Here is a 24027-nt window from a genome sequence, read left to right as displayed (position 1 = left end):
TGATCAGAGTGGGAGGAGCAAGCTCCCCCACGTTTTAAAAATTCATTAATCAGTTATTAACGTTTCAGGTTAACAACTTCCTGAAGTATTTCATCCGACGTTGTAATGATCCGGGAGTTTGCCTGGAATCCACGTTGAGCTACGATCATCTCAGTAAACTCTCCAGTGAGATCCACGTTAGACATCTCGAGCTGTCCAGCAATGATTGCTCCTGTTCCGTCCTCAGCACTGTTCGCTGTCAATGGTTCCAGCACCCCATCCGGATTCGCGTTTGCTGTCATACGGTACAAGTTGCCCCCAATTTTCTCAAGGCCTTCTGGATTGACAACTTTACCTATTCCAATCTGTGGACCTGCTTCGATGGTTCCGTCTGCCATGGTCTGGTTAATTGTTCCATCCTGACCAATCGTGAAGGAAACAACATCATCCGGTATCGTAATATTTCCACCACCGTTATCCAGAACAAACAATCCATCCGAAGTCAAAAGGTTACGTGCAGCATCCACATGGAAATCCCCCGCACGAGTTAGGTAAGGTACTTCCTGATCTTCACTCAAACGTACCAAGAAGAATCCATCTCCATTAATCCGAAGATCTGTTGGATTATTCGTTGTCATAGGGCTACCTGCCAGATGCAGCGTATCAATTGAACCTACCGATACACCAAGACCGATTTGTTTTGCATTGACACCACCACTTGCATCGCCAGGGGCAGTTACCCCTGCCGTTGTTTGGCTCATAATATCTTTGAACATAACCCGACTGCCTTTGAAGCCAACCGTATTTACGTTCGCAATATTGTTACCAATTACGTCGAGTTTTGTTTGGAAACCCCGCATCCCGGAAACGCCTGAGTACATTGATTTCAACATTTTAAAAAATCCTCCCAGTCTTCATTTGGTTACCGCATCAGTCGGTCAGCGGCATTCCGGCTCCCGAGAAGGGCCAGCCGGTCAAGAAATGATTACGGCACTATCAATCTGAGTGAACACATTATCCTTCATGCTCTCACTATCCATAGCTGTAACCACAGTACGATTTTTGACATTGACGATAAAAGCCATATCCTGCATTAAAATCAATGACTCTTTGGCTCCTTTGGCAGCAGCTTTGTCCAAAGCAGAACCAATCTGTTCCATTTGCTCGGTCTTGAGTTCAATACCACGCTGTTCCAATCGTTTGGCAGCATGATTGCTCAATTTCAGAAGGTTATCTTCCAGCACCTTTGCAAAAGGTTTTTCGGGTATAGCCGAAGCTTCTCCCGTTTTGGGTCTTTGAAGCATATTCGGTGTAATCGGGGCTGCATATAATTGTCCAACCGTTATGCGATCACTCATATCGTTTTCCCGCTATCTTCCGTATCACCCGTTTCAGCGGATGATTCAACTGCCTGGCTCTCGTTCGTTTCAGGGGTTACATCCTGAACGTTCTGTACCGGAGTTTGACTCTCTTCTGCCTGTTTTGGATAATTCACCTGAATAATCTCATCCAGCTTAATCTCGTCGTTGCCCACTTTTGCGTATTGAACGCTATCTCTTACAATGATGGAATCTACAATACCCTGACGAAGAGTTCCGTTATCATCTTTATTAGAAGAAAGCCAACTTACCTCCATGCCAATCATGCCAGATACAGCACCAAGGGACTGGTTCAATGTTTTAAGCTGCGTAGAAATATTGACCAGTTGTTCCACTGAGCTGAACTGTGCCATTTGAGCGATAAATTCCTTATCCTCCATCGGCTGCATCGGGTCTTGATTTTGCAGCTGGGTAATCAGGATTTTTAGAAACTGATCTTTACCCAATTCTTTTGTTGCAGCACTTGTGGTTGCTTTATTGGCTGCCGAATAGTTCGGCCAGGTATTATTCGTTGAAACAATTTCATTAGCCATATGCTCACCTCATTTCTGTTTAAGCCTTAGCACTAAATGTATCTCTCTGTAATTCGTTTCCTTCGACTTGCTCGCTACGCCAGTTACGCAATTCTTCTTGAATCCCTGCTGTAGCTATAGCATCATCCGATTGTTCCTCACGCTCACGCGAACGGCGTTGTTGCTGAGAGTTACTTCCCGGCTGACGGCCTCCGTCCTGATACATCTGTGATCCAATTGAACTGTTCTGGGTAACCTCAAGTCGTTCCACCTGAATCCCCTGGGCTTGAAGTGAAGAACGCAGCTGCGTCATTTGTTGTTCAAGCATGTCTTTAGCCATCGTATGCTCAGTCATAAACCGTGCAACCAACTGCCCGTTCTGCAAGGTAATTTGAACATCCAATTTACCTAGATGCTCAGGCCGAAGTGAGATGGTCGCCTCGGAAAATCCTTTTTGCTGGACAATATCCAGCTTGTTAACAACAAACTGTGTCATTTCCTTGGCAAACTGTGATGTTTGCATTACAGGTTCAGCCGGTTTTCCTGCTGTAGTACCTGATGAACGCAAGGACAGCTCTCCTGCAGTAATGATGGTTGAGTGTTCCACTTCTCCACCTGCATTTGAAGCAGATGTTGTCTCAGCCTCAGCTTTCACCTGGGTTCCAGAATTTGCCACTGCCGCAACAAGAACTTGTGGTACGACCGAATCCTGTTTGGATGTTTGAAGCGAAGTACTTGGAGCGACCTGTGCAGTCTGATCCTTAACTGCAGTCAATGTATCCAGTATGGATTTCAGTTCAGTCCATCCTTTGTTACTGGTGGTATCCACTCCAGCCTCTTGAAGCTGACTCTGCAGAGATTGTAACAAATGTTTGAATTCAGGAGCGTTCTTTGCAACGTTACTCTCAGGGTCATTCATTCCAGCTACTAATTGTGTAAGCATATCTTGCAGAACAAAACGTACTGCTGCCGGATGCTGCGACAGTTCAATTGCGGGTACTGTTTTTACACTTTCCGCTCCGTTCGAAGACTCGTCGGAACCTTCTGCATTAGTACCTGAAGGATTACTTAATTGTGTATACATCTGTTGAATCAGAGTTTGCAAACCTGCAAGTAGAGCTGGGTCATTTTCCAAAGCTTCGTCAAGTGAATCCAAGTCCGTGAACAACGAATTCAGTATAGCCGTGATTGATGCCGTTTCTCCTTCTTCACTTGTATCAAAGGAAAACACCAACGGATTGGCAGTTAAACTTCCAGTAGCGCTTGAACTATCACCTTCTGTGTTTCCTCCAGATAGCGATTGTGCAAGAGTTTGGAGAAATTCACCGCTAGCACCTGCAGCTGAACCTTTCGATTGTGCTCCGGTTGTCTGACCTGCTCCTGTTGCTTTTGAAGATGCTGTGGATGCCATTTGATAGACAATCGACATTTATTTTCACCTCCTCTCGGTTATACAGTGTAATCAACTCTACTTGTTACCCATTAATCTGTTCAAAATTTTTGCAGTTGCAACCGAGTCCTCTGAAGACATGTTCTCAAGCAATTGAGAACGTGTTGCATCATCAACTGAATTCAGGATGGTCAAAGTTTTGTCAGGACTTAACTTGTATGTTTCCAATAGCAACTTGGCACCACTTGAAGCAGACATCGAAGCAAATGTTTGACTAAGCTGGTTTTTATCCAGGTTTTTGCTTGTGGTTGTGGATGCAGTTGAAGTTGCTGCGGTTTCTTTCTTCAATCTGGACTGCAGTGCATCCAGTGCCAGATCCCCGGACGGTTTAGCATCCTTCATCATCATGGTGACATCGGCTGCTGTTTTCGGGTCCATCTTCTCAAGCACCTTGGTCCGAGCAGATGACTGCATGGCATTCAACAACAATACCATTTCCTCATTCGTCATATTTTGCAAAATCGGTGCAGCTTTGCTTGGGCTCATGTCCGCATACATTTTAGCCAAATCTTTGATTTGTTTTTGATAATCAGATTCCGTCTCTGGCGTTGCTGTTGTAGCCGTTTCAGCCGCTTTTTCCGCATCATCCAACTTCTTCTGAAGGTCCGTGGCCTTCTTTGCTTCGGTTGTTGTCGCTTCCTGTGCTGCCTTGAGCTCTGTTTCTTTGGCAGTTACCTGGGATTTCAGCTTTTCGATTGTGGCTTCAGCACTTTCAACCTGCTGCTCACTCTTCTCCAGCTTCTCCTTCTCCGGATCCAGTACAGGATCAGGTACCCATTCCTTGACTACTGGTATCTTGTTGGCGAATTCAAACAAATTATTACGAATATCTACATTAAATAGCGTAAGTAGTACACCTAGCAGTACTACGGTGAATACAATCGGGATTGAAATCATCAGAAATTTTTCCCAACCGCCTCCCGACTCTTTTTCCATGTCGCTATCATCTTTAACAGCCATCGTTCATTCCTCCTTCACGAGACAACTTCGCGTCCGGCTCACATCAATTCGCGCGTCCGGCTTTGGCAGCGAAGCGTACAGTAGCCATCTCGTCCAGATCGTTCTGTTCCCGGAGGAGCATCTCCTGCTGAAATTTGATCTTGGCCTTGTCTCTCGCTCCAAGCCATACTTTTTCGTCAATCATCTTACCGTTTAGAAACGTCTGATTCCGCTGCACATTGACCTGAGCGTGTTTAACATCACTGTTTTTGCGTGAAATGCACTCGTCAAGGTGGTGTACATAACGCTGCATCTCCTGCAGACTGTTTACAGACGCTGTATTTTCCGTAGCAGATTGGATAATCCCGATCAGATTATTTCTATCGTTCAGAAGTTGTATCAGATGTTCTTCCTCCGTCTGAAGTTTACCGATCGCTGTGGATAACATCCACTCTGCCTGTGTTTTTTCATTACTCTTCAGGTCAACAACTTTCTGGAAATGATATCGAAATTTCATCGCTTAACCATTCATCTCCTTGCAAATTCAAGAATCAAACGTTCCTGTACTTCACTTAAAGTGACTTTCTCGTCGACTTTCTGCTTGGTAAAGTTCCATATACTATCAATCTGGTCTATCGATTCATCTATGGCTGCATTTGATCCCCGCTGGTAAGCTCCAATATTGATCAAATCTTCCGATTCCTTGTACACAGCCATCAAACGTTTCATATTATTAACGGCTTCCAACTGCTCTTCCGGAGCAATATCCTTCATAACACGACTTATGCTGGCTAGCACATCAATCGCCGGAAAATGACCTTTATTTGCAATGGATCGATTCAACACAATGTGTCCATCCAGAATACCCCTTACCGCATCCGCGATTGGTTCATTCATGTCATCCCCATCGACCAGAACGGTGTAAAAGGCTGTAATCGAACCGGTAGGTCCTGTACCCGCCCGTTCAAGCAGTTTGGGCAAACTTGCAAAAACCGATGGCGTATATCCTCTCATTGCCGGAGGTTCACCTACGGCCAGACCAACTTCCCTTTGTGCCATTGCATATCGGGTTACCGAATCCATCATGAGCATCACGTTCATTCCACGATCTCGGAAATACTCTGCAATAGTGGTCGCAATAACTGCTCCCTTAATCCGAATCAGGGCAGGCTGATCTGAAGTTGCAACAATGACTACGGAGCGTTCCAGTCCTTCTGGACCCAGATCCCGTTCAATAAAGTCGCGCACCTCACGTCCACGCTCACCCACAAGCGCGATGACATTGACATCTGCTGCTGTATTACGAGCGATCATGCCCATCAATGTACTCTTACCAACACCAGAGCCGGCAAAAATACCTACACGCTGTCCCTTACCTACGGTCAGCAATCCATCGATAGCTCTTACACCAACACCCATCGTTTCAAGTACACGTGGACGATCCATTGGATTAACCGGTGTATTGGAGGTAGAGTACATCGGCATTCTGGATGGGAGAAGGGAACCGTCCAGCGGTTGTCCAAGTCCGTCCAATACTTTACCGAGCAATTCGGAGCCTACCTGAACGCCAAGTGGTTTACCCGTACCTACTACATCACAACCAGGACCGATGGATTGAAGTTCACCCAGTGGCATAAGCAGCACTTTGTTATCTCGAAACCCAACAACTTCGGCCTGAAGAGGCTTGGCTGATTTACCAGGATAGATATAACATACGTCACCGATACTTGCATCTGGCCCTTCTGACTCCACCATAAGACCAATGACCTGAGTGACTTTGCCGTTAATACGAACAGGATCGAATTGGCGCAAATGTTCCATATATCGCTGTGAACTAAGAACCTTCATGTTGATTTTTTCGCTCCTCATCCTCAAGTGCTATGCGGACCAGTTCTTTTTTAATCTCAGCAAGCTGTGTATCAATTCTCGCATCTACACTTCCGAACGAAGAACGAATGACACATCCCTTATCTTTGACCGTTGAATCAGGCAAAATCTGCAATTCTGCCTGAGAGTCAATGGACAGAGACAATTCTTCACGAGCTGCCTGTACAAATGTAAACTGATCAGGTGCCACACAGAGTGTGATCAAACCCTGCTCCCGTTTACGTGACAAACTCTGACGAATCAGTTCCAATGTATGATCGGGTTCAATGGTAAGTTGCTTATCAATGACTTTCTCAGCGATCCCGCAAGCGAGGTCCACGAGGAACGGTTCGGCTTCCTGAATGATCTGTTCTTTAGCTACATAAGCTTCCTTGAGCACTTCCTGGGCTTCAATCATCATCTTTTCGATCTGCACCTGGAGATCCAGTTCAGCTTGTACTTTGCCTTCTTCAAAACCCTGTTGGAAACCTTGTGAACGTAGCGCTTCGGTGAGATGTTCATCCTGTTGTCGTTGTTCCTGCCACCAGCTGTCGATCTGTTCACGGGCCTCTTGAAGCATGCGCTCTGCCTCTTCTGAAGCTTCACGTACTTGCTTTTCTGCAAACTCCTTGGCATCTTCCAGCATCTCTGCGGTAAGACGTTTTGTTTCTTCGTCCACGCGTGCTTGAAGCGTTTCTGCTTCAGAATCTTCAGCACTATCACCGTATAATTCCGTTTCAGACTCCTCAGCACCAACATAATGATGATGATTTTCAAGTTTTTTACGGTCATCAACGGGTACATACTGGAAAGACTTAATCAAATTAGACAATGATATCATCTCCTCCACCGCGTGCGATAATGATCTCACCGGCTTCTTCCAATCTGCGTATCGTTCCTACGATACGTGTCTGAGCTTCCTCAACATCACGCAATCGCACAGGTCCCATGAACTCCATCTCTTCTTTGAATGTTTCGGACATCCGTTTCGACATATTCCGGAACACGGCATCCCGAACTTCTTCGCTTGCCACTTTGAGTGCCAGCTGCAAATCTGCGTTGTCGATATCCCGAATAATGCGCTGAATCGATCGATCATCCACATTGACGATATCTTCGAATACAAACATGCGTTTTTTGATTTCCTCTGCAAGCTCCGGATCCTGAATCTCGAGCGAGTCCAAAATGGTACGTTCTGTACCCCGATCGACTCCGTTCAGAATCTGAACGATCGATTCGATACCACCCGCATTGGTGTAATCCTGCGTTACGGTAGAAGATAACTTCTGTTCCAGAACCCGCTCCACTTGAGAGATAACTTCTGGCGAAGTACTGTCCATAACTGCGACGCGGCGAGCGACATCTGCCTGCTTCTCTTGTGGTAAAGATGACAGAATCGCTGCAGCTTGTTCGAACTGGAGATAAGACAGAACCAGCGCGATCGTTTGCGGACTTTCATTCTGAATAAAGTTCAAAATTTGATTTGGATCAGCTTTGCGTGCAAAGTCAAACGGTCTGACTTGCAGCGTAGCTGTCAAACGGTTAATGACTTCAAGTGCTTTGGAAGAACCCAAAGCTTTCTCCAGGATTTCTCTCGCATAATTGATACCGCCCTGAGAGATATATTCCTGCGCCAGACAGATCTGGTGAAACTCGGCCATGATCATGTCCTTTTCGGAAGAATCAACCTTGCGAACGTTGGCAATCTCCAACGTAAGTTGCTCAATCTCCTCATCACGCAGATGTTTGAAGATCTGAGCCGATACTTCCGGACCTAATGTAATCAACAAAATTGCTGCTTTTTGTCTTCCAGTCAAACCTTGACTGCTTGCCTTCGCCAATGCGTTCACCTCTATTCGTCAGCCAGCCATGTACGCAGCAGATTGACGAATTCGTCTGGCTTTTTCTTGGCCAAACTCTCCAATTGTTTGCGCACCTGACTTTCGTTCGTTACACTGTCCAGCGTAATGGACGGGAACTCTGTTGCTATTGGAAGAGGAATCTCTTCTTCTTCGACTTCGTTTTGTTTACGGCGACGGCGTACTAACAAAATAACTACCGCTGCGATCAATGCCGCTATGAGTGCGCCTCCACCCCACATCATCGTTGAGGAAAGCTGGAAACCTGTATTGTCTGCAGAGGCAGACTGGAATCCTTGTGACATGACTGAAACTTTCTTTGTCAGATCGGCGTCACTTATTACAGTACCTGAGTCTGCCAGTGAAGCACGAACAATGTTAACCAAAATGTTCTCAATTGCGTCCTGAACCGGTCCCTGTAATTCTGTTTCTCCATTTGGTGGTTCAACTGCAACGTTAATGGTTAAGTCTTTTACAGTATACGGACTGGAAATTATATCCTTGGCGATTCGATTAACATCGTAGTTTATAGTGCTTGATGATTCTTCAGAGGTAGAATTACCGGTTGCATCAGATGAAGGGTAACCCGGAACTTCCTCTTGTCCTGTGCCAGCAACACCACCTGTTGGGTTGCTTGCGCCAGTGTAGCTCTTTTGAATCTCCTGCACACTGATTTCGATGCCTTTCATATTATCTACATCAACAGGTGTGACCAGATTTTCCTTACGTGTTTCTTTGTCGAAATTAAGTTTGGAGGCTACCAAAACATTAACTTTATCTTCGCCTACAATCTGGGAAAGGAATTGCTTTACGTTGTTACGGACATCGTTTTCAAACTTTTTCTGTAATGCCATGTTCTCTTGAACTTCGGAAGACAACCCGCCACTGCCACCTCGGGCAGTTGGAATCAATTCTGCTTCATCTGTGTTTGTAATTGTGATGTTCTCAACAGGCAGATTAGGAATTGCAGTCTTAACCAAGTTAAAGTAGCCATCTACCGCTGCCTGATTTGGGTGATAACCCGGTTTGAATTGGAGAGCTACCGATGCTGATGCTTTGTCTTGTTCTTCTAAACCAGCAAAGATGTTATCTTTCGGCATATTAACGAGTACTTTGGCATCCTGTATCCCTTGCATCCGCTGAAGTAACTGTTCAACTTCTCCGTTTATAGCGTTGTTGTACTTTACATCAAACTCTTTATCCGTCATCCCGATGGGGGATGATGACTCCTCGAATGACTTATATCCTAATGAACCATTCTGAATAATCCCTTGAGATCCAACATTCACCTTTGCAATTGCAACACTTGTACTCGGTACAGATATGGTCTTGCCATCTGAACTTAATTTGTATGGAATGCTAGATGAATCGAGATAACTGATCACGCCGGCTGAATCACTTGCATTCAAATCTGTAAAAGCAACTTCATATTCCGTTTTTGACAATTGCATCGTGAGTACAACTGCAGCCAAAATCAGAAACAGGAAGGTGGATATAAATAATACTTTTTGTTTTTTGCTAAAACTATTCCAATACTGGGATGCCTTATCCCTGTACTGGGCGATTCTCTCATTCACTCTGTCACCCCATCCGAAACTTTGCTTAGTCTGTCCTTACTCAACCCTAGCCGTTTCATAGGTTGACGATCAGGAGCAGCATCGCAGCTGCTTTGTTGTAATGATCAGCGCTATTATCGAAGCGCAAGTAGGTTATTTTATAACTGCGTTCGCATAACTTCCTGGTATGCTTCGACCACTTTGTTTCGGACTTGAGTTGTGAGTTGTAGGCTTAACAAGGCCTGTTCTGAAGCAATCATCACCTGATCCACATTCGCTTTGCCGACCAAAAATTGATTCGACATTTCATGCGATTGAGCCTCCTGTGCTGCAACGGACCCTAATGCATTCTGTAAGTATGTACCGAAGCTCTGAATGGTTTCGGCTGGTGTAGAAGGCTTACTTTCGGTTGCACTCTTCATCTGTAGCGGTTGTATCCCCTGTGTGCTAAACATGTTGTTCTGAATCATTAATGTCCCTCCCCTTCATCCCTGGTTTGTATTTTTCTTATTTTCATTTCTAAGCAGATTATCTTCCAATCTCCAAAGCTTTGGAGATCATCGCTTTGGTTGAATTCAGTGCTGTTACGTTTGCTTCATAGGAACGCGAGGCAGAAATCATGTCGACCATTTCTTTCGCAATATCCACATTAGGCATAAATACATATCCTTCTGCATTGGCATCCGGATGAGAAGGGTCATACACAGGTTTCAAAGGTGACTGATCCTCGCGAATCTCCGTTACTCTTACGCCATCTCCTGAACCGCTACCTCTCATCTGATTTTGCAGCATCGTACCAAATGACGTTTTATTCGGCTCAAGCACAACCATTTTACGTTTGTAAGGGACCGCTTCACCATTAGATACGCTCGCGCGCGTCGTCTCTGCGTTGGCAATGTTGGAAGATATAACGTCCATCCGCAACCGTTGGGCTGTCAGAGCTGAGCTGCTAATACTAAAACTATTACTAATGTTCAATTTAGGTTATCTCCCTTCCACGCCAACACGCATGATTTTAATTTGTTCGTTCACTTGCTGAATATAAGCGTTATAGCGCAACTGATTCTCCGCCAGAAGACTCATTTCTCTGTCTATATCGACATTGTTTTCGTTGTTATTCATGGAGGTTGACTGGTCCATATTAACTACTGGCGTTGGTACGGAAGAGGAAGGACCTATGACAAAATGCCTTGCATCAGTTACTTTACCCTTAAGAACAGGCATATCTCCATTCATTTGCCCTTGCAACATTTCTTCAAAAGAAACGTTCGAGCGCTTGAAATACGGGGTATCGGCGTTCGCGATGTTGTCAGCAATCGTTCGTTGTCTGATATTGGACGCATCGAGTGCACCTTGCAATCTTTTAAAGCTGATATCGTTTAAAAGATTCACAATCCCCCTCCTCTCTTTAGAAGTAATGGAAAAAGATTGAATCTTTTCCCTTGAAAATTCTTATGTTTTTTCGACAAAAACATTCGTCTTTACACGGTTTTCTAGGACTTAAGTAGAATTAACTCTGATGTTGTCGTATAACATAAGTTTCTTCGAGTTTGGGATATATTACAATAAGAAAAAAGCCCTATCTTTTCTGAAAGACGGGGCTTTTTGTGTATTTTCTGCAAATTATGAATTTTTTCGTAAATGTTCGGGCCCAAAACAAAAGTATGTTAATACTCTCCCTTATTGTTCTTAAACATTCTTAAAATAAAAAAAAACTTTCAAGTCTCAACATGAGCTTACAACGCCCGTAATTATGTATATTTCCGAATATTTCATAGTTGATAATGTTAGAATTTTTTGCTGTTATACTAAGGGTTTATGGACAATACGATAGGTATACATACAAAGCTGTATATTAATCAATTGACAAGTTATCTTTCAAGAATGAAGAAAACTCGTCCTTCCTACACAACACTTTCTTAACAATTAAGTAGAGTCTCTATATTTTAATTTTAAGAAAACAATTAGTGGCTTCACACTTTTCTACAATTCATCATTTTGCGCATTTACGCAACATTTACCAATCTATCGACTAAACCGATGACCAGACTTGGAATAAGGAAAATCCTTTTAATGGGAATCGTTGGGTATTGAAACGAAGAATAATTATCACTCTGATAGGTTTTAACTTCGTATACATGCGGCACAAGTCCTAGGTATTGTCGATCCCGTACAACAACCCCACATCTTTTATCGGTTGTAACATCGAAATCCTTTAGATGGAAACAAAAATAAACGATATGCGTTAAGTATGAGGGCCTTTGTGATTCGCTAAAGGATTGCTTCCCTTTGTCGATCACACAAATGTCCTCTACTCTCGTGCATATCGTTCATTTATAGCATCGTTTTAACAGCTACATTGCTAGCCGCATGTTACAGGATATACTGGCTCAAATCACGATCAAGCGCAATATCATTTAATTTCTCCCGGACATACTCCGGAGTAATCACCATACGTTCCAGTGTAAGCTCAGGTGCCTCAAAGGATAAATCCTCCAAAAGCTTTTCAAGAATCGTATGCAATCGACGAGCACCTATATTTTCTGTATTTTGATTGACGGATTCAGCCAATTTGGCAATCTCGCGAATGGCCTCATCCGAGAACTCAATCTCAATATTCTCTGTCCGCAACAGATCAACATACTGCTTGGTCAGTGCATTTTGGGGTTCAGTCAGAATGGATACAAACTCCTCCAGTGTTAGACTGCTTAGTTCCACACGAATTGGGAAGCGTCCCTGAAGCTCCGGAATCAGATCAGAGGGTTTGGCGACGTGGAATGCGCCAGCTGCCATAAACAGAATATAATCCGTTTTGACAGGACCATACTTCGTCATTACTGTAGAGCCCTCTACGATAGGCAGAATGTCACGTTGCACACCCTCACGGGATACATCGGGTCCACTACCGCGTCCTTGACTGGCAACCTTGTCAATTTCATCAATGAATATGATACCTGTCTGCTCCGCCCGGCGAATGGACTCCTGGGTAACATCGTCCATGTCGATCAATTTCCCTGCTTCTTCCTGGATCAACACTTTACGCGCTTCTTTAATAGCGAGTTTACGTTTTTTCGTACGACGAGGCAGCAAGCTACCAAACATCTCCTGCATGTTCATGCCCATCTGATCATTACCTTGACCAGCAAACATGTCCATCATGTTAGGTGCAGTGTCTTCGACATCAATTTCAATGATGTCATCCTCCAACTTGCCAGATAACAAATCAAACTTGATCTTACGGCGGCGTTCGGCAACCCCAGTATCCGGTTCAGGCTCATCCTGTTCCTGAACGTTGTTGCCATTATTCCCAAAGATCATCTCAAAGGGATTACGCTGATTCTTGGACTTGGACTGTGAAGGAGCCAAAATATGTACAATTCGTTCATTGGCAGCTTCTTCAGCTTTGTCCTTCACTTTTTCAGTCCGCTCCAGCTTCACCATCCGCAGTGATGTCTCAATTAGATCACGCACCATCGATTCAACGTCACGACCAACGTAACCTACTTCAGTGAACTTGGTAGCTTCCACTTTCACAAATGGCGCACCTACCAGTTTAGCGAGGCGACGGGCGATCTCCGTTTTACCCACACCGGTAGGTCCAATCATCAAGATATTTTTAGGCACAATGTCGTCCTGAGTGTGCTCAGGCAAAAGACTACGCCGATAACGATTACGAAGGGCCACGGCTACCGATTTTTTAGCTTTCTTTTGACCTACAATATACTTGTCAAGCTCTGCAACAATCTGTCTCGGTGTTAACGCTTGAGTATTCATATTGCTTCCCTCCTAGCAGTATGTTGAATTTATTTTACCTAACAAGGACAAAGAATCCCCTAGACGTCCTGGAGCAGATTACAGAATCATGCTCCACTACGGGAGATTTCTTTGGCTTATAACTCTTCTACAATAATATTATTATTGGTATATACACATAACTCCGATGCAATCTGAAGCGATTCACGCGCAATATCTTTCGCTTCCAGGTTTACTGCATGACGTTTCAACGCACGCGCAGCAGATAAGGCAAAGTTTCCACCTGATCCGATAGCAATAACGTCATCATCCGGTTCGATAATCTCCCCGCCGCCTGAAATGAGCAGCATACCTGATTTGTCCATCACAATCAAGAGCGCCTCAAGCTTACGCAAGATCCGATCCTGACGCCAATCCTTGGCAAGCTCTACCGCGGCACGCTGCAAGTTACCATGGTGCTCCTCCAGCTTACCTTCGAATTTCTCAAACAGGGTGATCGCATCCGCCACAGAACCAGCAAAGCCAGCAACAACCTGTCCGCGGTACAAACGTCTTACCTTCTTGGCTGTATTCTTCATCACAACACTTTGGCCCATGGTCACCTGACCATCTCCTGCGATTGCAGCTTTACCATTATGACGAACAGCACAGATCGTTGTAGCATGAAATGACATATCCATGATATCAGCATCCTCCCACGAATAATTTATACGCGTTCCGGAACAGTTAGACCTTCTGCCGCAGCAAAACTAGTGATGCCATCCAGTGCTCGCTGTGCAATAGCTTCATTTTTTTCCTTTTTGTTACGAATCTTCGTTTCAAGCTTAGGCAACAAACCAAAGTTTGCGTTCATTGGTTGGAAGTGCTTGAAGTCAGCCGTTGTAATATACTGAGCCATACTGCCAAGTGTTGTTTCTACGGGCAATACCACCAGTTCCTGCCCAAGTGCTGCTTTGGCTGCGTTCATGCCGGCAATAAGCCCTGATGCAGCAGATTCCACATATCCTTCTACACCCGTCATCTGACCTGCAAAGAACAGGTTTGGACGCTCTTTAAACTGATACGTTGGAAGAAGCAGTTTAGGAGAGTTAATAAATGTATTACGGTGCATTACGCCATAACGAACGAATTCTGCATTTTCAAGTCCAGGAATAAGAGAAAAGACACGTTTCTGTTCTCCCCACTTCAGATGCGTCTGGAAGCCCACCAAGTTATACAGGGTTCCAGCTGCATTGTCCTGTCTAAGCTGAACAACCGCATGTGGCAACTCTCCTGTATGAGGATTAACCAGACCTACCGGTTTCATTGGACCAAACAGAGCCGTCTGTTTTCCGCGTTTCATCATCACTTCGATTGGCATACAGCCTTCAAAGTAGATTTCTTTCTCAAACTCTTTTAATTGAGCGACTTCAGCAGTAATGAGAGCTTCATAGAAGACATCAAACTCTTCTTCTGTCATCGGACAGTTCAGATATGCCGCTTCACCCTTATCATAACGGGAAGCCAGATACACTTTATTCATATCAATTGAATCTTTTTCGATGATCGGTGCAGCTGCATCATAGAAGTAGAAATACTCTTCTCCCATTAGTGCCTTGATTTGCTCAGACAAAGCAGGTGAAGTCAGCGGCCCCGTTGCAACAACAACGATGCCATCTTCCGGCAGAGAAGTTAATTCCTCATTCACCACTTCGATGAGCGGATGTTGGTGCAACGTGGATGTAATCTCACCTGAAAATCCATCTCGGTCCACAGCAAGTGCCCCACCTGCTGGAACTGCATGTTTGTCTGCTGCTGACAATACAAGAGAATTGAGCATTCTCATTTCTTCTTTTAACACACCCACTGCATTGGTCAATCCATTCGCACGCAGCGAATTGCTACATACCAGTTCTGCAAATTTATCCGTATGATGAGCTGGCGTTTTCACAACAGGTCTCATCTCGTATAATTTTACGCGTACGCCGCGACTTGCAATCTGCCAGGCCGCTTCTGTTCCTGCCAGCCCGGCACCAATAACGGTTACTTGTTGTTCATTTGTCAAAATTATTTACCCCCATAAAGCAATTTCATATTTCACTATAATTGATTCATATACATACTAATCTGCTGATTCGTCATCCGGTTCATCCACCGGCTCCTGATGATCACATGAAGTACACTGCAATCGTGCTCCCTTTTTGTTCCGCTTTTCAATCATTAGCGATCCACAACTTGGACATGGTTTGGCTGAAGGTCTGTCCCATGAGACAAAATCGCATTCAGGATATTTGTCACAACCGTAGAAAATACGTCCTTTTTTGCTACGACGCTCAACAACATGACCTTCCTTACACTTCGGACAAGTCACGCCGATATCCTTAATAATCGGTTTGGTATTCCGGCAATCAGGGAAGCCAGAGCACGCAAGAAACTTGCCAAAACGTCCGAGTTTATAAACCAGCGGTTTGCCGCACTTCTCACAGATCTCATCCGATACTTCGTCTTCAATCTCGATTTCTTTCATTTCTTCTTCCGCAAACTCAAGGCGTTTCTCAAAAGATTCATAGAATTCTGCGAGTACTTTGACCCAATCCTCGGAACCTTCCTCCACATGGTCAAGATCACCTTCCATGTTTGCGGTAAACTCTACATTCAGGATTTCCGGGAAAAACTCTTCCATCTGTTCGATGACCAGTTCGCCAAGTTCCGTTGGCATGAATTTCTTTTCCTCTATCGCAACATATCCGCGCTTCTGAATGGTCTCCAGTGTTGGCGCATATGTACTTGGACGCCCTATACCCAATTCCTCAAGCGTCTTAACCAACCTTGCCTCCGTATATCGGGGTGGCGGTTGTGTAAAATGCTGTTTTGGCTCAATCTCCTGCTTCTCAAGCACATCTCCACTTTTCAACGGAGGCAGCAGACGATCTTCATCGGTTGTACCATCGTCGTTTCCTTCAACATATACCTTCATGAAACCTTGGAACCGTACCTTCGAACCTGCTGCACGGAAAATGGTGTCCCCCGCAGCAATATCTACAGAGAGTGTATCCAGGATAGCCGAAGACATCTGGCTCGCTACAAAACGTTCCCATACCAGTTTATACAACCGGAACTGATCGCGACTCATGAATGACTTGATTGAGTCAGGATCACGCAGAATTGAAGTTGGACGAATCGCTTCATGCGCATCCTGAGCATTAGCTGCTTTTTTGGAATAGTTTCGTGGAGTCTCAGGTGCAAATGGCTCACCATACTTACCAACGATATATTCTTTGGCTTCTTCTTGTGCAGATGCCGCAATTCGTGTGGAGTCCGTACGCATATACGTGATGAGACCTACTGTGCCTTCTTTTCCAAGGTCTACACCTTCATATAGTTGTTGGGCGACCGACATCGTCTTGGAAGCTCTGAAATTCAATTTACGCGCCGCTTCCTGTTGCAGAGAACTCGTCGTAAACGGGGCGGAAGGGTTACGGCTCCGTTCTTTCTCTTTAACTTCCTTGATCGTAAAGTCTGCACCTTCGATCTGTTTCAGGATCGCTTGCACTTCCGCTTCACTGCCCAGCTCTGTTTTGGCCCCGTTCAGTTTATGAAACTTGGCTTCAAACGGATTGCCGTCTGCTGTCAGTTTGGCGGTAATGCTCCAGTATTCTTCCGGCTCAAAATCATCAATTTCATTTTCACGATCTAAAATGATTTTAACAGCCACGGACTGAACCCGGCCTGCAGACAAACCTTTTTTCACTTTCTTCCATAATAACGGACTAATTTTATATCCAACAAGCCGATCCAAAATACGTCTTGCCTGCTGCGCGTTAACCAAATCCATATTGATTTTCCGCGGCGTTTTAAACGCATCTTTGACCGCCTGTTTTGTAATTTCATTAAATACAACCCGGCAATCTGCCGTATCGTCCAGTTCAAGGGCATGGGCCAAATGCCATGCGATAGCCTCACCTTCGCGATCCGGGTCAGCTGCGAGATACACTTTTTTCACTTTCTTCCGTGCATCCTTCAGTTCTTTCAAGATTGAACCTTTGCCGCGGATCGTAATATATTTCGGATTAAAATCATTCTCTACCTCAACGCCGATCTGACTCTTTGGCAAATCGCGAACATGCCCCATCGAAGCTTTTACGATGAACTTGCTGCCTAAATATTTGCCTATCGTCTTCGCCTTTGAGGGCGACTCCACGATTACGAGTGCATCCGCCATAGGTTCATCCTCCTCTCAGTCATGAAACTGTCATGAAACTGTTTCTGTAAGCTTATGCATAGTTAATAACTTCTGCTAATTATATATTTCCACGCACTACGTAGGTTGTAGCTTCGTCATACCCTCGCGTATTTAGTGCCTGGTAATTGGCTAATCTGCTTTTTTATGATTAAAGATAACAGAACTGAATGCAAATGTCCAAAATCCCAACCAAGCAGCTCAACCAGTTGATCCAATGATTGTTCTCCCTGTTCCAACAGATAAATCACACGTTGTTCATCTGGAGAGAGCTTAACCTCAGGGAATATCCCTCGCCCGGAAGGCTCGGTTGTTTCAGTCGAACGTCCTCTATTGTAAGGAAGTTGTTCTGCATTTGGCAAGCCCAATCGATACTCTTCCAATACATCTGCTGCACAAGTGACCAATTTGGCCCCTTGACGGATAAGATTATGTGCTCCCCGACTTTTCGGCGATGTAATAGGTCCAGGGACTGCAAATACATCCCTGCCTGCTTCAAGCGCAGCATCTGCTGTAATGAGTGAACCACTGCGAGTGTCAGCCTCAACAACCAATGTTCCCAATGTAAGACCGGCAATGATTCGATTCCGTTCTGGAAATAATCCCTGGCGCGCTCGCGTACCTGGTGGATATTCCGACAAAAGCAGCCCCGTCTCCGCGATTCGCTCAGCGAGACTTGTATTTTCGGGTGGGTATATATTATCAATCCCTGTTCCGAATACTGCAATCGTTTTTCCTTTAGCACGTAGTACTGCCTCATGACATACGCTATCAATACCGCGGGCAAGCCCGCTTACAATCGTCAGTCCTGCATTGCATAATTGCTCTGCCAGCTTTTCTCCAACTTTGCGCCCATACACGGTCGGCATACGAGTTCCCACCATGGCAATAGACGAATTGTGTAGCAAACTAACATCCCCTCGAGCATACATTACCCAGGGAGGCTGAACGGTTTCCTTCATTAATATGGGATAATTCTGATCCAGATAAGTAATAACCTCTATCCCCTGATTGTAAACGTGTTCTCTTTTACTCTCAATCCAGTCGATAGTAAATTGGCTAGTCAAACGTGCAGCTTGATCTTTGCGCAAGCCTGCTGCTACCCAGTCGCTTTCCCCATAATTCAATAGATCGGGTAATTCATGTTGTCCCAGAATAAGTTTCGAGATTGTTTTTTTGCCAATGCCCTCCATCTCATGTAACCCAAACAAGATCCATCGTTCTTCCATACCATAAACCTCCCAGAGCGGGAAGAGATCTTCCCTCATATTGTGTGTTAAGTGACCACGGAATGCAAGCGTTTACGCGGATGAGGGACAATTCCTCCCTCTTTTTCCGTAAAAAAACGCAAAAAAGCAACCCTTCGCCCTGTTCAAGGACAAAAGGTTGCTTACCTTTTCCGTAACCATAATAGTCGGTCTACCAGAAATAGATCATTTCCGAGCCGTTTCTTCTATTATAACGAAAAAGAATTAATGTGTCGTGCACAAATTCAAAATACCGCGTTCCTCAAGTACACTCACCAAAGTCGAACCCATCTCAGCAGGAGTTGGTGCTACTTTGATTCCACATGATTCCAGCTTCGCAATTTTCTCTTTGGCTGTACCTTTACCGCCAGAGATAATAGCGCCAGCATGGCCCATCCGTTTGCCTGGAGGCGCTGTTACGCCACCGATAAAACCAACAACCGGTTTGGTCATGTTTTCACGCACCCAATCTGCAGCATCCTCTTCAGCTGTACCACCAATCTCACCAATCATGATGACCGCATGAGTCTGTGGATCTTCATTGAACCGTTTGAGGATATCAATGAACTCGGAGCCTTTTACAGGGTCTCCCCCGATTCCTACAGCAGAAGATTGTCCAATGCCACGTGTCGTCAGTTGATGAACGGCTTCATAGGTAAGTGTTCCACTACGGGAAACAACGCCTACGTGCCCTGCCATATGGATATAACCAGGCATGATACCGATTTTACATTCGCCTGGTGTAATGACACCTGGACAGTTTGGTCCGATCAGGACGGTATTTTTACCTTCCATGAAGCGGTCAACCTTGATCATGTCAAGAACCGGAATACCTTCTGTAATACAGATTACGAGGTCCAGCTCAGCATCAACAGCTTCCATAATGGAATCTGCTGCAAATGCAGGAGGAACGTAAATGACGCTCGCTGTTGCGCCTGTAGCTTCCTTCGCTTCCTGCACAGTGTTGAACACCGGCAGACTAGCTACTGTACCGTCTTCCAACGTGATATCCACATTAGTTCCGCCTTTACCCGGTGTAACTCCGCCTACCATCTGGGTTCCGTAGTCCAATGCGCCCTTCGTGTGGAACATTCCCGTTGAACCCGTAATGCCTTGCGTAATGACTTTTGTATTTTTATCGATCAAAATACTCACGTTGCTTCACATCCTTACGGTTATTTTTCAATTCCCGGACAGCTCCGGTACTAAGGAATGAACTTATTTTACGAGGGCAACAATTTTCTGTGCACCATCGGCCATGGAATCAGCAGGAACGATATTCAGGCCAGATTCACCCAGAATACGTTTGCCAAGCTCCACGTTAGTTCCTTCAAGACGAACAACCAGCGGTTTGGTCAGGCCAAGCTGCTTCGCGGCTTCAACAACACCATTGGCGATAACATCACAGCGCATGATGCCACCGAAAATGTTAACAAAGATCCCAGCTACTTTGGCATCGGACAAGATGATCTTAAATGCTTCAGTCACCTTCTCCGTTGTTGCACCGCCCCCAACGTCAAGGAAGTTGGCCGGGTCTCCACCGTAGTATTTGATAATGTCCATCGTCGCCATCGCAAGTCCCGCACCATTGACCATACAGCCGATGTTGCCATCAAGTGCTATGTAGCTGAGGTCGTATTTGGAAGCTTCGATTTCTTTTTCATCCTCTTCATCCAGGTCACGCAGTTCCAAAATGTCTTTGTGACGGAACAGGGCGTTGGAGTCAAAGTTCAATTTTGCATCTAGCGCGATAACGTTTCCATCTCCGGTAACAACGAGAGGATTGATCTCGGCAATAGAGCAATCTTTTTCGACAAATGCAGTGTACAGCGCGAGCATGAACTTAACAGCTTTGTTCACCAGTTCATTCGGAATCTTAATGCTGTAAGCCAGTTTACGGGCCTGGAACACTTGCAATCCAATGGCAGGGTCAATGATTTCTTTGAAAATTTTCTCAGGTGTAGCTTCAGCTACTTCTTCAATCTCAGTACCGCCTTCTTCGGAAGCCATCATAACTACACGGCCTGTGGCACGGTCCACAACAACACCCACATAATACTCTTTGCGGATATCGCATCCTTCTTCAATCAGAAGACGTTTCACTTCTTTGCCTTCTGGTCCAGTCTGGTGTGTTACCAATACTTTGCCCAGAATTTCGGAAGCATAGGCACGAACTTCATCCGTACTCTTCGCCACTTTTACGCCGCCGGCTTTACCCCGGCCACCTGCGTGAATTTGCGCTTTAACAACAGTCACCGGACTGCCCAGTGCCTCTGCGGCCGCAACCGCTTCATCGACTGTATAAGCAACCTTTCCGTTTGGAACGGTAACTCCATACTGTTTCAGTACTTCTTTTCCTTGATATTCATGGATATTCATTCTCGAATCCTCCTATCAACATGACTGCAACAAGGCGGGTTGGTAGACTAACAAAAGACAAATGTTGACTATTTTCACTTAAACCCAATTCATTGTAACACGTTTTTAAAACGCTTTCCTTAAAAAATTAATGGTTAATAGACAGTATTTTGATATGAGTATGATCCCATATTGTGAATGCTTGGGTATATATGGAAAAAACCTCAGCTAAAAGCTAAGGTTTCCTTGATGTAAAACTACATTTTATTTTTTGGCTGCGTTCGTGTTGGTTTCGTGAACTTTTTCCAGCAACCCTTTGAACTGACCCAGCAAAGCTTCAAACTCTGTACTGTTCAAACACGCATCTCCCTGAATGGATTCAGGTATGGACAATGCCTTGTTCCGCAGCTCACGGCCGGAGTCGGTTAATGTAATTAATACTTTTCGTTCATCCTGAGCAGAGCGTTCGCGATTAATAAGTCCTGCTGACTGCAACCGTTTGAGAAGTGGTGTCAACGTTCCCGAATCGAGGTACAGCGCCTCCCCGATCTCCTTAACCGTGCATTCTTCACGTTCCCACAATACCATCAGAACCAGATACTGTGAATACGTTACGCCGAGCACCTCCAGATAGGGCTGGTACATCTTCGTAATCTCACGTGAACAAGCATATATGGCAAAGCATAATTGGTTATCCAGCTTCAAACTGTCAGTCTGCATATATCTTTCTCACCTGCCTATTGTGCATTCTATTCCTTATAAAAAAGGAACTATAAATCTATCTTATCACAAATTAGAAAAAAAACAGAATAATTGAGCACAAATGATTTTACCATTCAATTTAATTATGTTAAATTAGATTGTGTAAAATATAAATATGAATAGATGACCAGCAGTACATCCCATGATTCAATAAAAATAATACATAAGGTCAATGGAATAAATTCGCTTTAATGATTTCCTTCCATAACTAAAATTCAGGGATCTGGAATGATGACTACAGCAATGATAATGACAGGTTGACTCCATGATTCCTTTTATATAAAATGCTTAGTAGAAGCTGAGGAAGCACCTTAATTCGTAGACTGGCCCGTATTATGCGGAGTCAAGAATCGAGTGAGGTGTTTCTTTGTCATGTACGGAAAATTACACAGTGCGTGTTTGTACGGAATCGATGGCGTTCTGATCGAAGTGGAAACCGATTTATCCAATGGTCTGCCACAGACATCCATCATCGGTTTACCGGATTCAGCCATTCGGGAGGCCGTTGAACGTGTTCGTGCAGCGATTAAAAACTGCGGATATCAGTATCCGTTACAGCGGATCACAATCAATCTGGCCCCCGCTGATCTGCGCAAGGAAGGATCTTCCTTTGATCTAGCCATTGCTATTGCTTTACTTATGACAAGCAGCCAGCTTGTACTTCCTCCCCAGGAACGGACACTAGTGGTTGGCGAACTGGCGTTGGACGGTTCGATCAGGTCCGTGCCCGGCATTTTATCCATGGTGGATCTGGCCAAACGAAAAGGCTTTACTTCCGTGCTTTTGCCTTTGAATAACGTGGAGGAAGCGTCACTGATTCGAGGTATCCAGGTGTTTGGCATTCGTCATTTACAAGATATTGCTCCAGAAAACCCAGATCAACCCGCTAGTTCAGTGGGAATACCAAATAATTCGAATGCAGGACCAATTGTGTTGAAAAACTATGCTCACCTCGTTGCTCCTATAACAGATAAAACTCATAAGATAGCGGATAGAAATCCGAGTCAAATACCATCATTTGCAGATGACTATAGCGATGTTCTGGGGCAGCATCATGTAAAACGCGCGCTTATGATCGCTGCAGCCGGTATGCATAATATACTGCTCGTTGGACCGCCGGGCACGGGCAAAACGATGTTAATCAAACGTTTGCCTAGCATCCTTCCGCCATTGTCAGAAGATGAAGCGTTAGAAGTAACCAAAGTATTAAGTGCCGCAGGTAAATTGAAAGAAGCGCCTCAAGGCCTGATTGCAGATAGACCTTTTCGCTCACCTCACCATACAATATCCACTTCTGGTCTGATTGGAGGCGGTGGTATCCCAAAACCGGGTGAAGTGAGCCTTGCCCACCGGGGCATATTGTTTCTGGATGAATTACCTGAATTCCAACGCCAAGTGCTGGAGGTATTAAGGCAGCCGTTAGAGGATCGCACAGTGACAATTAGTCGGGCTCGCGCTGCATTCACCTTTCCGGCCCAGTTCATGCTTGCATGTTCCATGAATCCCTGTCCCTGCGGATATTTGTCCGCTCATTCGGAGGAGCAACGCTGCATATGTAGTCCAGCCCGTGTTGCCGCATACCGAGCTAAGATTTCAGGACCACTTCTGGACCGCATTGATCTTCAGGTTGAGGTTCCTCCACCAGGCGAGTGGCGCAAGTCTGCTGCTTCCCCTTCCTCTGAAGAAATGCAGGCAAAAGTGATCCACGCTCATCAAATTCAGGCTACACGTTATGCCCAAAGTTCGGTTCGTTGGAATAGCCAGCTATCCGGCACGCTTTTGCGACGAACAATCCATCTCCCCCAAGAGGCAGAGCAACTGTTAGAGCAAACGCTGCAAACGTTAAACCTGAGCATGCGTGCACATGATCGGATTATCAAGATGGCACAGACAATTGCCGATCTGGACCATGAAGGTGAAATTGTCACAGCTCATGTGGCTGAAGCCATCCAGTATCGTCAACTGGATCTTAATTTATTTTGAAGCTATTTTAGAAGCATATGGAGGAAAGAACAGGCCAATTTACCCAAAGGCAGTGAAATGGGCATGAAACTGCAGACAGCAGAGGAAGATCGAGAAAGATTTCTTATGCAGATTCTGCAATGCGGATACGCCAACATGACAAAAAACGTACAAGCCCTTCTCTTC

22 protein-coding genes are annotated in these 24027 nt (G+C 45.0%); 1 reads left to right on the top strand and 21 read right to left on the bottom strand.

Going from position 1 to position 24027, the window contains the following annotated elements; all coding sequences use genetic code 11:
• Window positions 1-56: 56 nt before the first annotated feature.
• From flgG to J2X75_RS03575, 21 genes are all read right to left on the bottom strand, one after another.
• Window positions 57-872, bottom strand: a complete 816-nt coding sequence (gene flgG / locus J2X75_RS03675; RefSeq protein WP_264929307.1) for a flagellar basal body rod protein FlgG — start codon at window positions 870-872, stop codon at window positions 57-59.
• Between the two features lie 81 nt (window positions 873-953).
• Window positions 954-1337, bottom strand: coding sequence for a TIGR02530 family flagellar biosynthesis protein (locus J2X75_RS03670; protein ID WP_310334363.1), 384 nt, complete (start codon window positions 1335-1337; stop codon window positions 954-956).
• Window positions 1334-1891, bottom strand: coding sequence for a flagellar hook capping FlgD N-terminal domain-containing protein (locus J2X75_RS03665; RefSeq protein WP_310334361.1), 558 nt, complete (start codon window positions 1889-1891; stop codon window positions 1334-1336). The genes J2X75_RS03670 and J2X75_RS03665 overlap by 4 nt, the downstream gene beginning before the upstream one ends.
• A gap of 19 nt (window positions 1892-1910) precedes the next feature.
• On the bottom strand, window positions 1911-3299 hold the full coding sequence (locus tag J2X75_RS03660; RefSeq protein ID WP_310334360.1) for a flagellar hook-length control protein FliK: 1389 nt from the start codon (window positions 3297-3299) through the stop codon (window positions 1911-1913).
• A gap of 39 nt (window positions 3300-3338) precedes the next feature.
• Window positions 3339-4280: a MotE family protein gene (locus J2X75_RS03655; protein ID WP_310334359.1), complete on the bottom strand. Its 942-nt coding sequence runs from the start codon at window positions 4278-4280 to the stop codon at window positions 3339-3341.
• Between the two features lie 43 nt (window positions 4281-4323).
• The gene (gene fliJ / locus J2X75_RS03650) at window positions 4324-4776 is read right to left on the bottom strand and encodes a flagellar export protein FliJ (RefSeq protein ID WP_310334356.1); all 453 of its coding nucleotides are present in this window, start codon (window positions 4774-4776) and stop codon (window positions 4324-4326) included.
• 11 nt (window positions 4777-4787) lie between these two features.
• Window positions 4788-6107, bottom strand: coding sequence for a flagellar protein export ATPase FliI (gene fliI / locus J2X75_RS03645; protein ID WP_036609365.1), 1320 nt, complete (start codon window positions 6105-6107; stop codon window positions 4788-4790).
• Window positions 6094-6957: a FliH/SctL family protein gene (locus tag J2X75_RS03640; RefSeq protein WP_310334353.1), complete on the bottom strand. Its 864-nt coding sequence runs from the start codon at window positions 6955-6957 to the stop codon at window positions 6094-6096. The genes fliI and J2X75_RS03640 overlap by 14 nt, the downstream gene beginning before the upstream one ends.
• Window positions 6950-7966 (bottom strand): flagellar motor switch protein FliG, encoded by a 1017-nt coding sequence (fliG, locus tag J2X75_RS03635; RefSeq protein WP_047842476.1) that lies wholly within the window; start codon window positions 7964-7966, stop codon window positions 6950-6952. The genes J2X75_RS03640 and fliG overlap by 8 nt, the downstream gene beginning before the upstream one ends.
• 11 nt (window positions 7967-7977) lie before the next feature.
• Entirely contained in the window at window positions 7978-9561 is a 1584-nt protein-coding gene (gene fliF, locus J2X75_RS03630) for a flagellar basal-body MS-ring/collar protein FliF (protein ID WP_076208903.1), read from the bottom strand.
• Window positions 9562-9698: 137 nt separating this feature from the next.
• The gene (gene fliE / locus J2X75_RS03625; RefSeq protein ID WP_017689190.1) at window positions 9699-10010 is read right to left on the bottom strand and encodes a flagellar hook-basal body complex protein FliE; all 312 of its coding nucleotides are present in this window, start codon (window positions 10008-10010) and stop codon (window positions 9699-9701) included.
• Between the two features lie 58 nt (window positions 10011-10068).
• A complete protein-coding gene (flgC, locus tag J2X75_RS03620; protein ID WP_017689191.1) occupies window positions 10069-10518 on the bottom strand; it encodes a flagellar basal body rod protein FlgC in 450 nt (149 codons plus the stop codon).
• A 6-nt stretch (window positions 10519-10524) separates the two neighbouring features.
• Window positions 10525-10932: a flagellar basal body rod protein FlgB gene (gene flgB, locus J2X75_RS03615; protein ID WP_076208905.1), complete on the bottom strand. Its 408-nt coding sequence runs from the start codon at window positions 10930-10932 to the stop codon at window positions 10525-10527.
• A 981-nt stretch (window positions 10933-11913) separates the two neighbouring features.
• Complete coding sequence (gene hslU, locus J2X75_RS03610) at window positions 11914-13314, bottom strand: ATP-dependent protease ATPase subunit HslU (protein ID WP_076208906.1); 1401 nt, start codon at window positions 13312-13314, stop codon at window positions 11914-11916.
• A gap of 116 nt (window positions 13315-13430) precedes the next feature.
• Window positions 13431-13973 (bottom strand): ATP-dependent protease subunit HslV, encoded by a 543-nt coding sequence (hslV, locus tag J2X75_RS03605; protein ID WP_017689194.1) that lies wholly within the window; start codon window positions 13971-13973, stop codon window positions 13431-13433.
• Window positions 13974-13999: 26 nt separating this feature from the next.
• Window positions 14000-15337, bottom strand: a complete 1338-nt coding sequence (gene trmFO / locus J2X75_RS03600) for an FADH(2)-oxidizing methylenetetrahydrofolate--tRNA-(uracil(54)-C(5))-methyltransferase TrmFO (protein WP_310334338.1) — start codon at window positions 15335-15337, stop codon at window positions 14000-14002.
• A 57-nt stretch (window positions 15338-15394) separates the two neighbouring features.
• Window positions 15395-17494 (bottom strand): type I DNA topoisomerase, encoded by a 2100-nt coding sequence (topA, locus tag J2X75_RS03595; protein WP_124114065.1) that lies wholly within the window; start codon window positions 17492-17494, stop codon window positions 15395-15397.
• Window positions 17495-17610: 116 nt separating this feature from the next.
• Window positions 17611-18741, bottom strand: a complete 1131-nt coding sequence (gene dprA / locus J2X75_RS03590) for a DNA-processing protein DprA (RefSeq protein ID WP_310334335.1) — start codon at window positions 18739-18741, stop codon at window positions 17611-17613.
• 243 nt (window positions 18742-18984) lie between these two features.
• Window positions 18985-19914: a succinate--CoA ligase subunit alpha gene (gene sucD, locus J2X75_RS03585; protein ID WP_036609382.1), complete on the bottom strand. Its 930-nt coding sequence runs from the start codon at window positions 19912-19914 to the stop codon at window positions 18985-18987.
• Between the two features lie 63 nt (window positions 19915-19977).
• A complete protein-coding gene (sucC, locus tag J2X75_RS03580) occupies window positions 19978-21138 on the bottom strand; it encodes an ADP-forming succinate--CoA ligase subunit beta (RefSeq protein ID WP_036609384.1) in 1161 nt (386 codons plus the stop codon).
• 243 nt (window positions 21139-21381) lie between these two features.
• The gene (locus J2X75_RS03575; RefSeq protein WP_017689201.1) at window positions 21382-21837 is read right to left on the bottom strand and encodes a MarR family winged helix-turn-helix transcriptional regulator; all 456 of its coding nucleotides are present in this window, start codon (window positions 21835-21837) and stop codon (window positions 21382-21384) included.
• Window positions 21838-22251: 414 nt separating this feature from the next.
• Between J2X75_RS03575 and J2X75_RS03570 the strand changes: the two genes are divergently transcribed.
• Window positions 22252-23862 (top strand): YifB family Mg chelatase-like AAA ATPase, encoded by a 1611-nt coding sequence (locus J2X75_RS03570; RefSeq protein WP_310334329.1) that lies wholly within the window; start codon window positions 22252-22254, stop codon window positions 23860-23862.
• The last annotated feature ends 165 nt before the right edge of the window (window positions 23863-24027 follow it).

The organism is Paenibacillus sp. 2003 (genome assembly GCF_031455635.1).
Classification (GTDB): Bacteria; Bacillota; Bacilli; order Paenibacillales; family Paenibacillaceae; genus Paenibacillus; species Paenibacillus amylolyticus_B.
This window is presented reverse-complemented; position numbering and strand designations above follow the sequence as displayed.

Coding starts and splice junctions, on each gene's coding strand:
- flgG (WP_264929307.1), bottom strand. CDS start 872: ATGTTGAAATCAATGTACTCAGGCGTTTCCGGGATGCGGGGTTTCCAA.
- J2X75_RS03670 (WP_310334363.1), bottom strand. CDS start 1,337: ATGAGTGATCGCATAACGGTTGGACAATTATATGCAGCCCCGATTACA.
- J2X75_RS03665 (WP_310334361.1), bottom strand. CDS start 1,891: ATGGCTAATGAAATTGTTTCAACGAATAATACCTGGCCGAACTATTCG.
- J2X75_RS03660 (WP_310334360.1), bottom strand. CDS start 3,299: ATGTCGATTGTCTATCAAATGGCATCCACAGCATCTTCAAAAGCAACA.
- J2X75_RS03655 (WP_310334359.1), bottom strand. CDS start 4,280: ATGGCTGTTAAAGATGATAGCGACATGGAAAAAGAGTCGGGAGGCGGT.
- fliJ (WP_310334356.1), bottom strand. CDS start 4,776: ATGAAATTTCGATATCATTTCCAGAAAGTTGTTGACCTGAAGAGTAAT.
- fliI (WP_036609365.1), bottom strand. CDS start 6,107: ATGAAGGTTCTTAGTTCACAGCGATATATGGAACATTTGCGCCAATTC.
- fliE (WP_017689190.1), bottom strand. CDS start 10,010: ATGATTCAGAACAACATGTTTAGCACACAGGGGATACAACCGCTACAG.
- hslU (WP_076208906.1), bottom strand. CDS start 13,314: ATGAATACTCAAGCGTTAACACCGAGACAGATTGTTGCAGAGCTTGAC.
- hslV (WP_017689194.1), bottom strand. CDS start 13,973: ATGGATATGTCATTTCATGCTACAACGATCTGTGCTGTTCGTCATAAT.
- topA (WP_124114065.1), bottom strand. CDS start 17,494: ATGGCGGATGCACTCGTAATCGTGGAGTCGCCCTCAAAGGCGAAGACG.
- dprA (WP_310334335.1), bottom strand. CDS start 18,741: ATGGAAGAACGATGGATCTTGTTTGGGTTACATGAGATGGAGGGCATT.
- sucC (WP_036609384.1), bottom strand. CDS start 21,138: ATGAATATCCATGAATATCAAGGAAAAGAAGTACTGAAACAGTATGGA.
- J2X75_RS03575 (WP_017689201.1), bottom strand. CDS start 21,837: ATGCAGACTGACAGTTTGAAGCTGGATAACCAATTATGCTTTGCCATA.
- J2X75_RS03570 (WP_310334329.1), top strand. CDS start 22,252: ATGTACGGAAAATTACACAGTGCGTGTTTGTACGGAATCGATGGCGTT.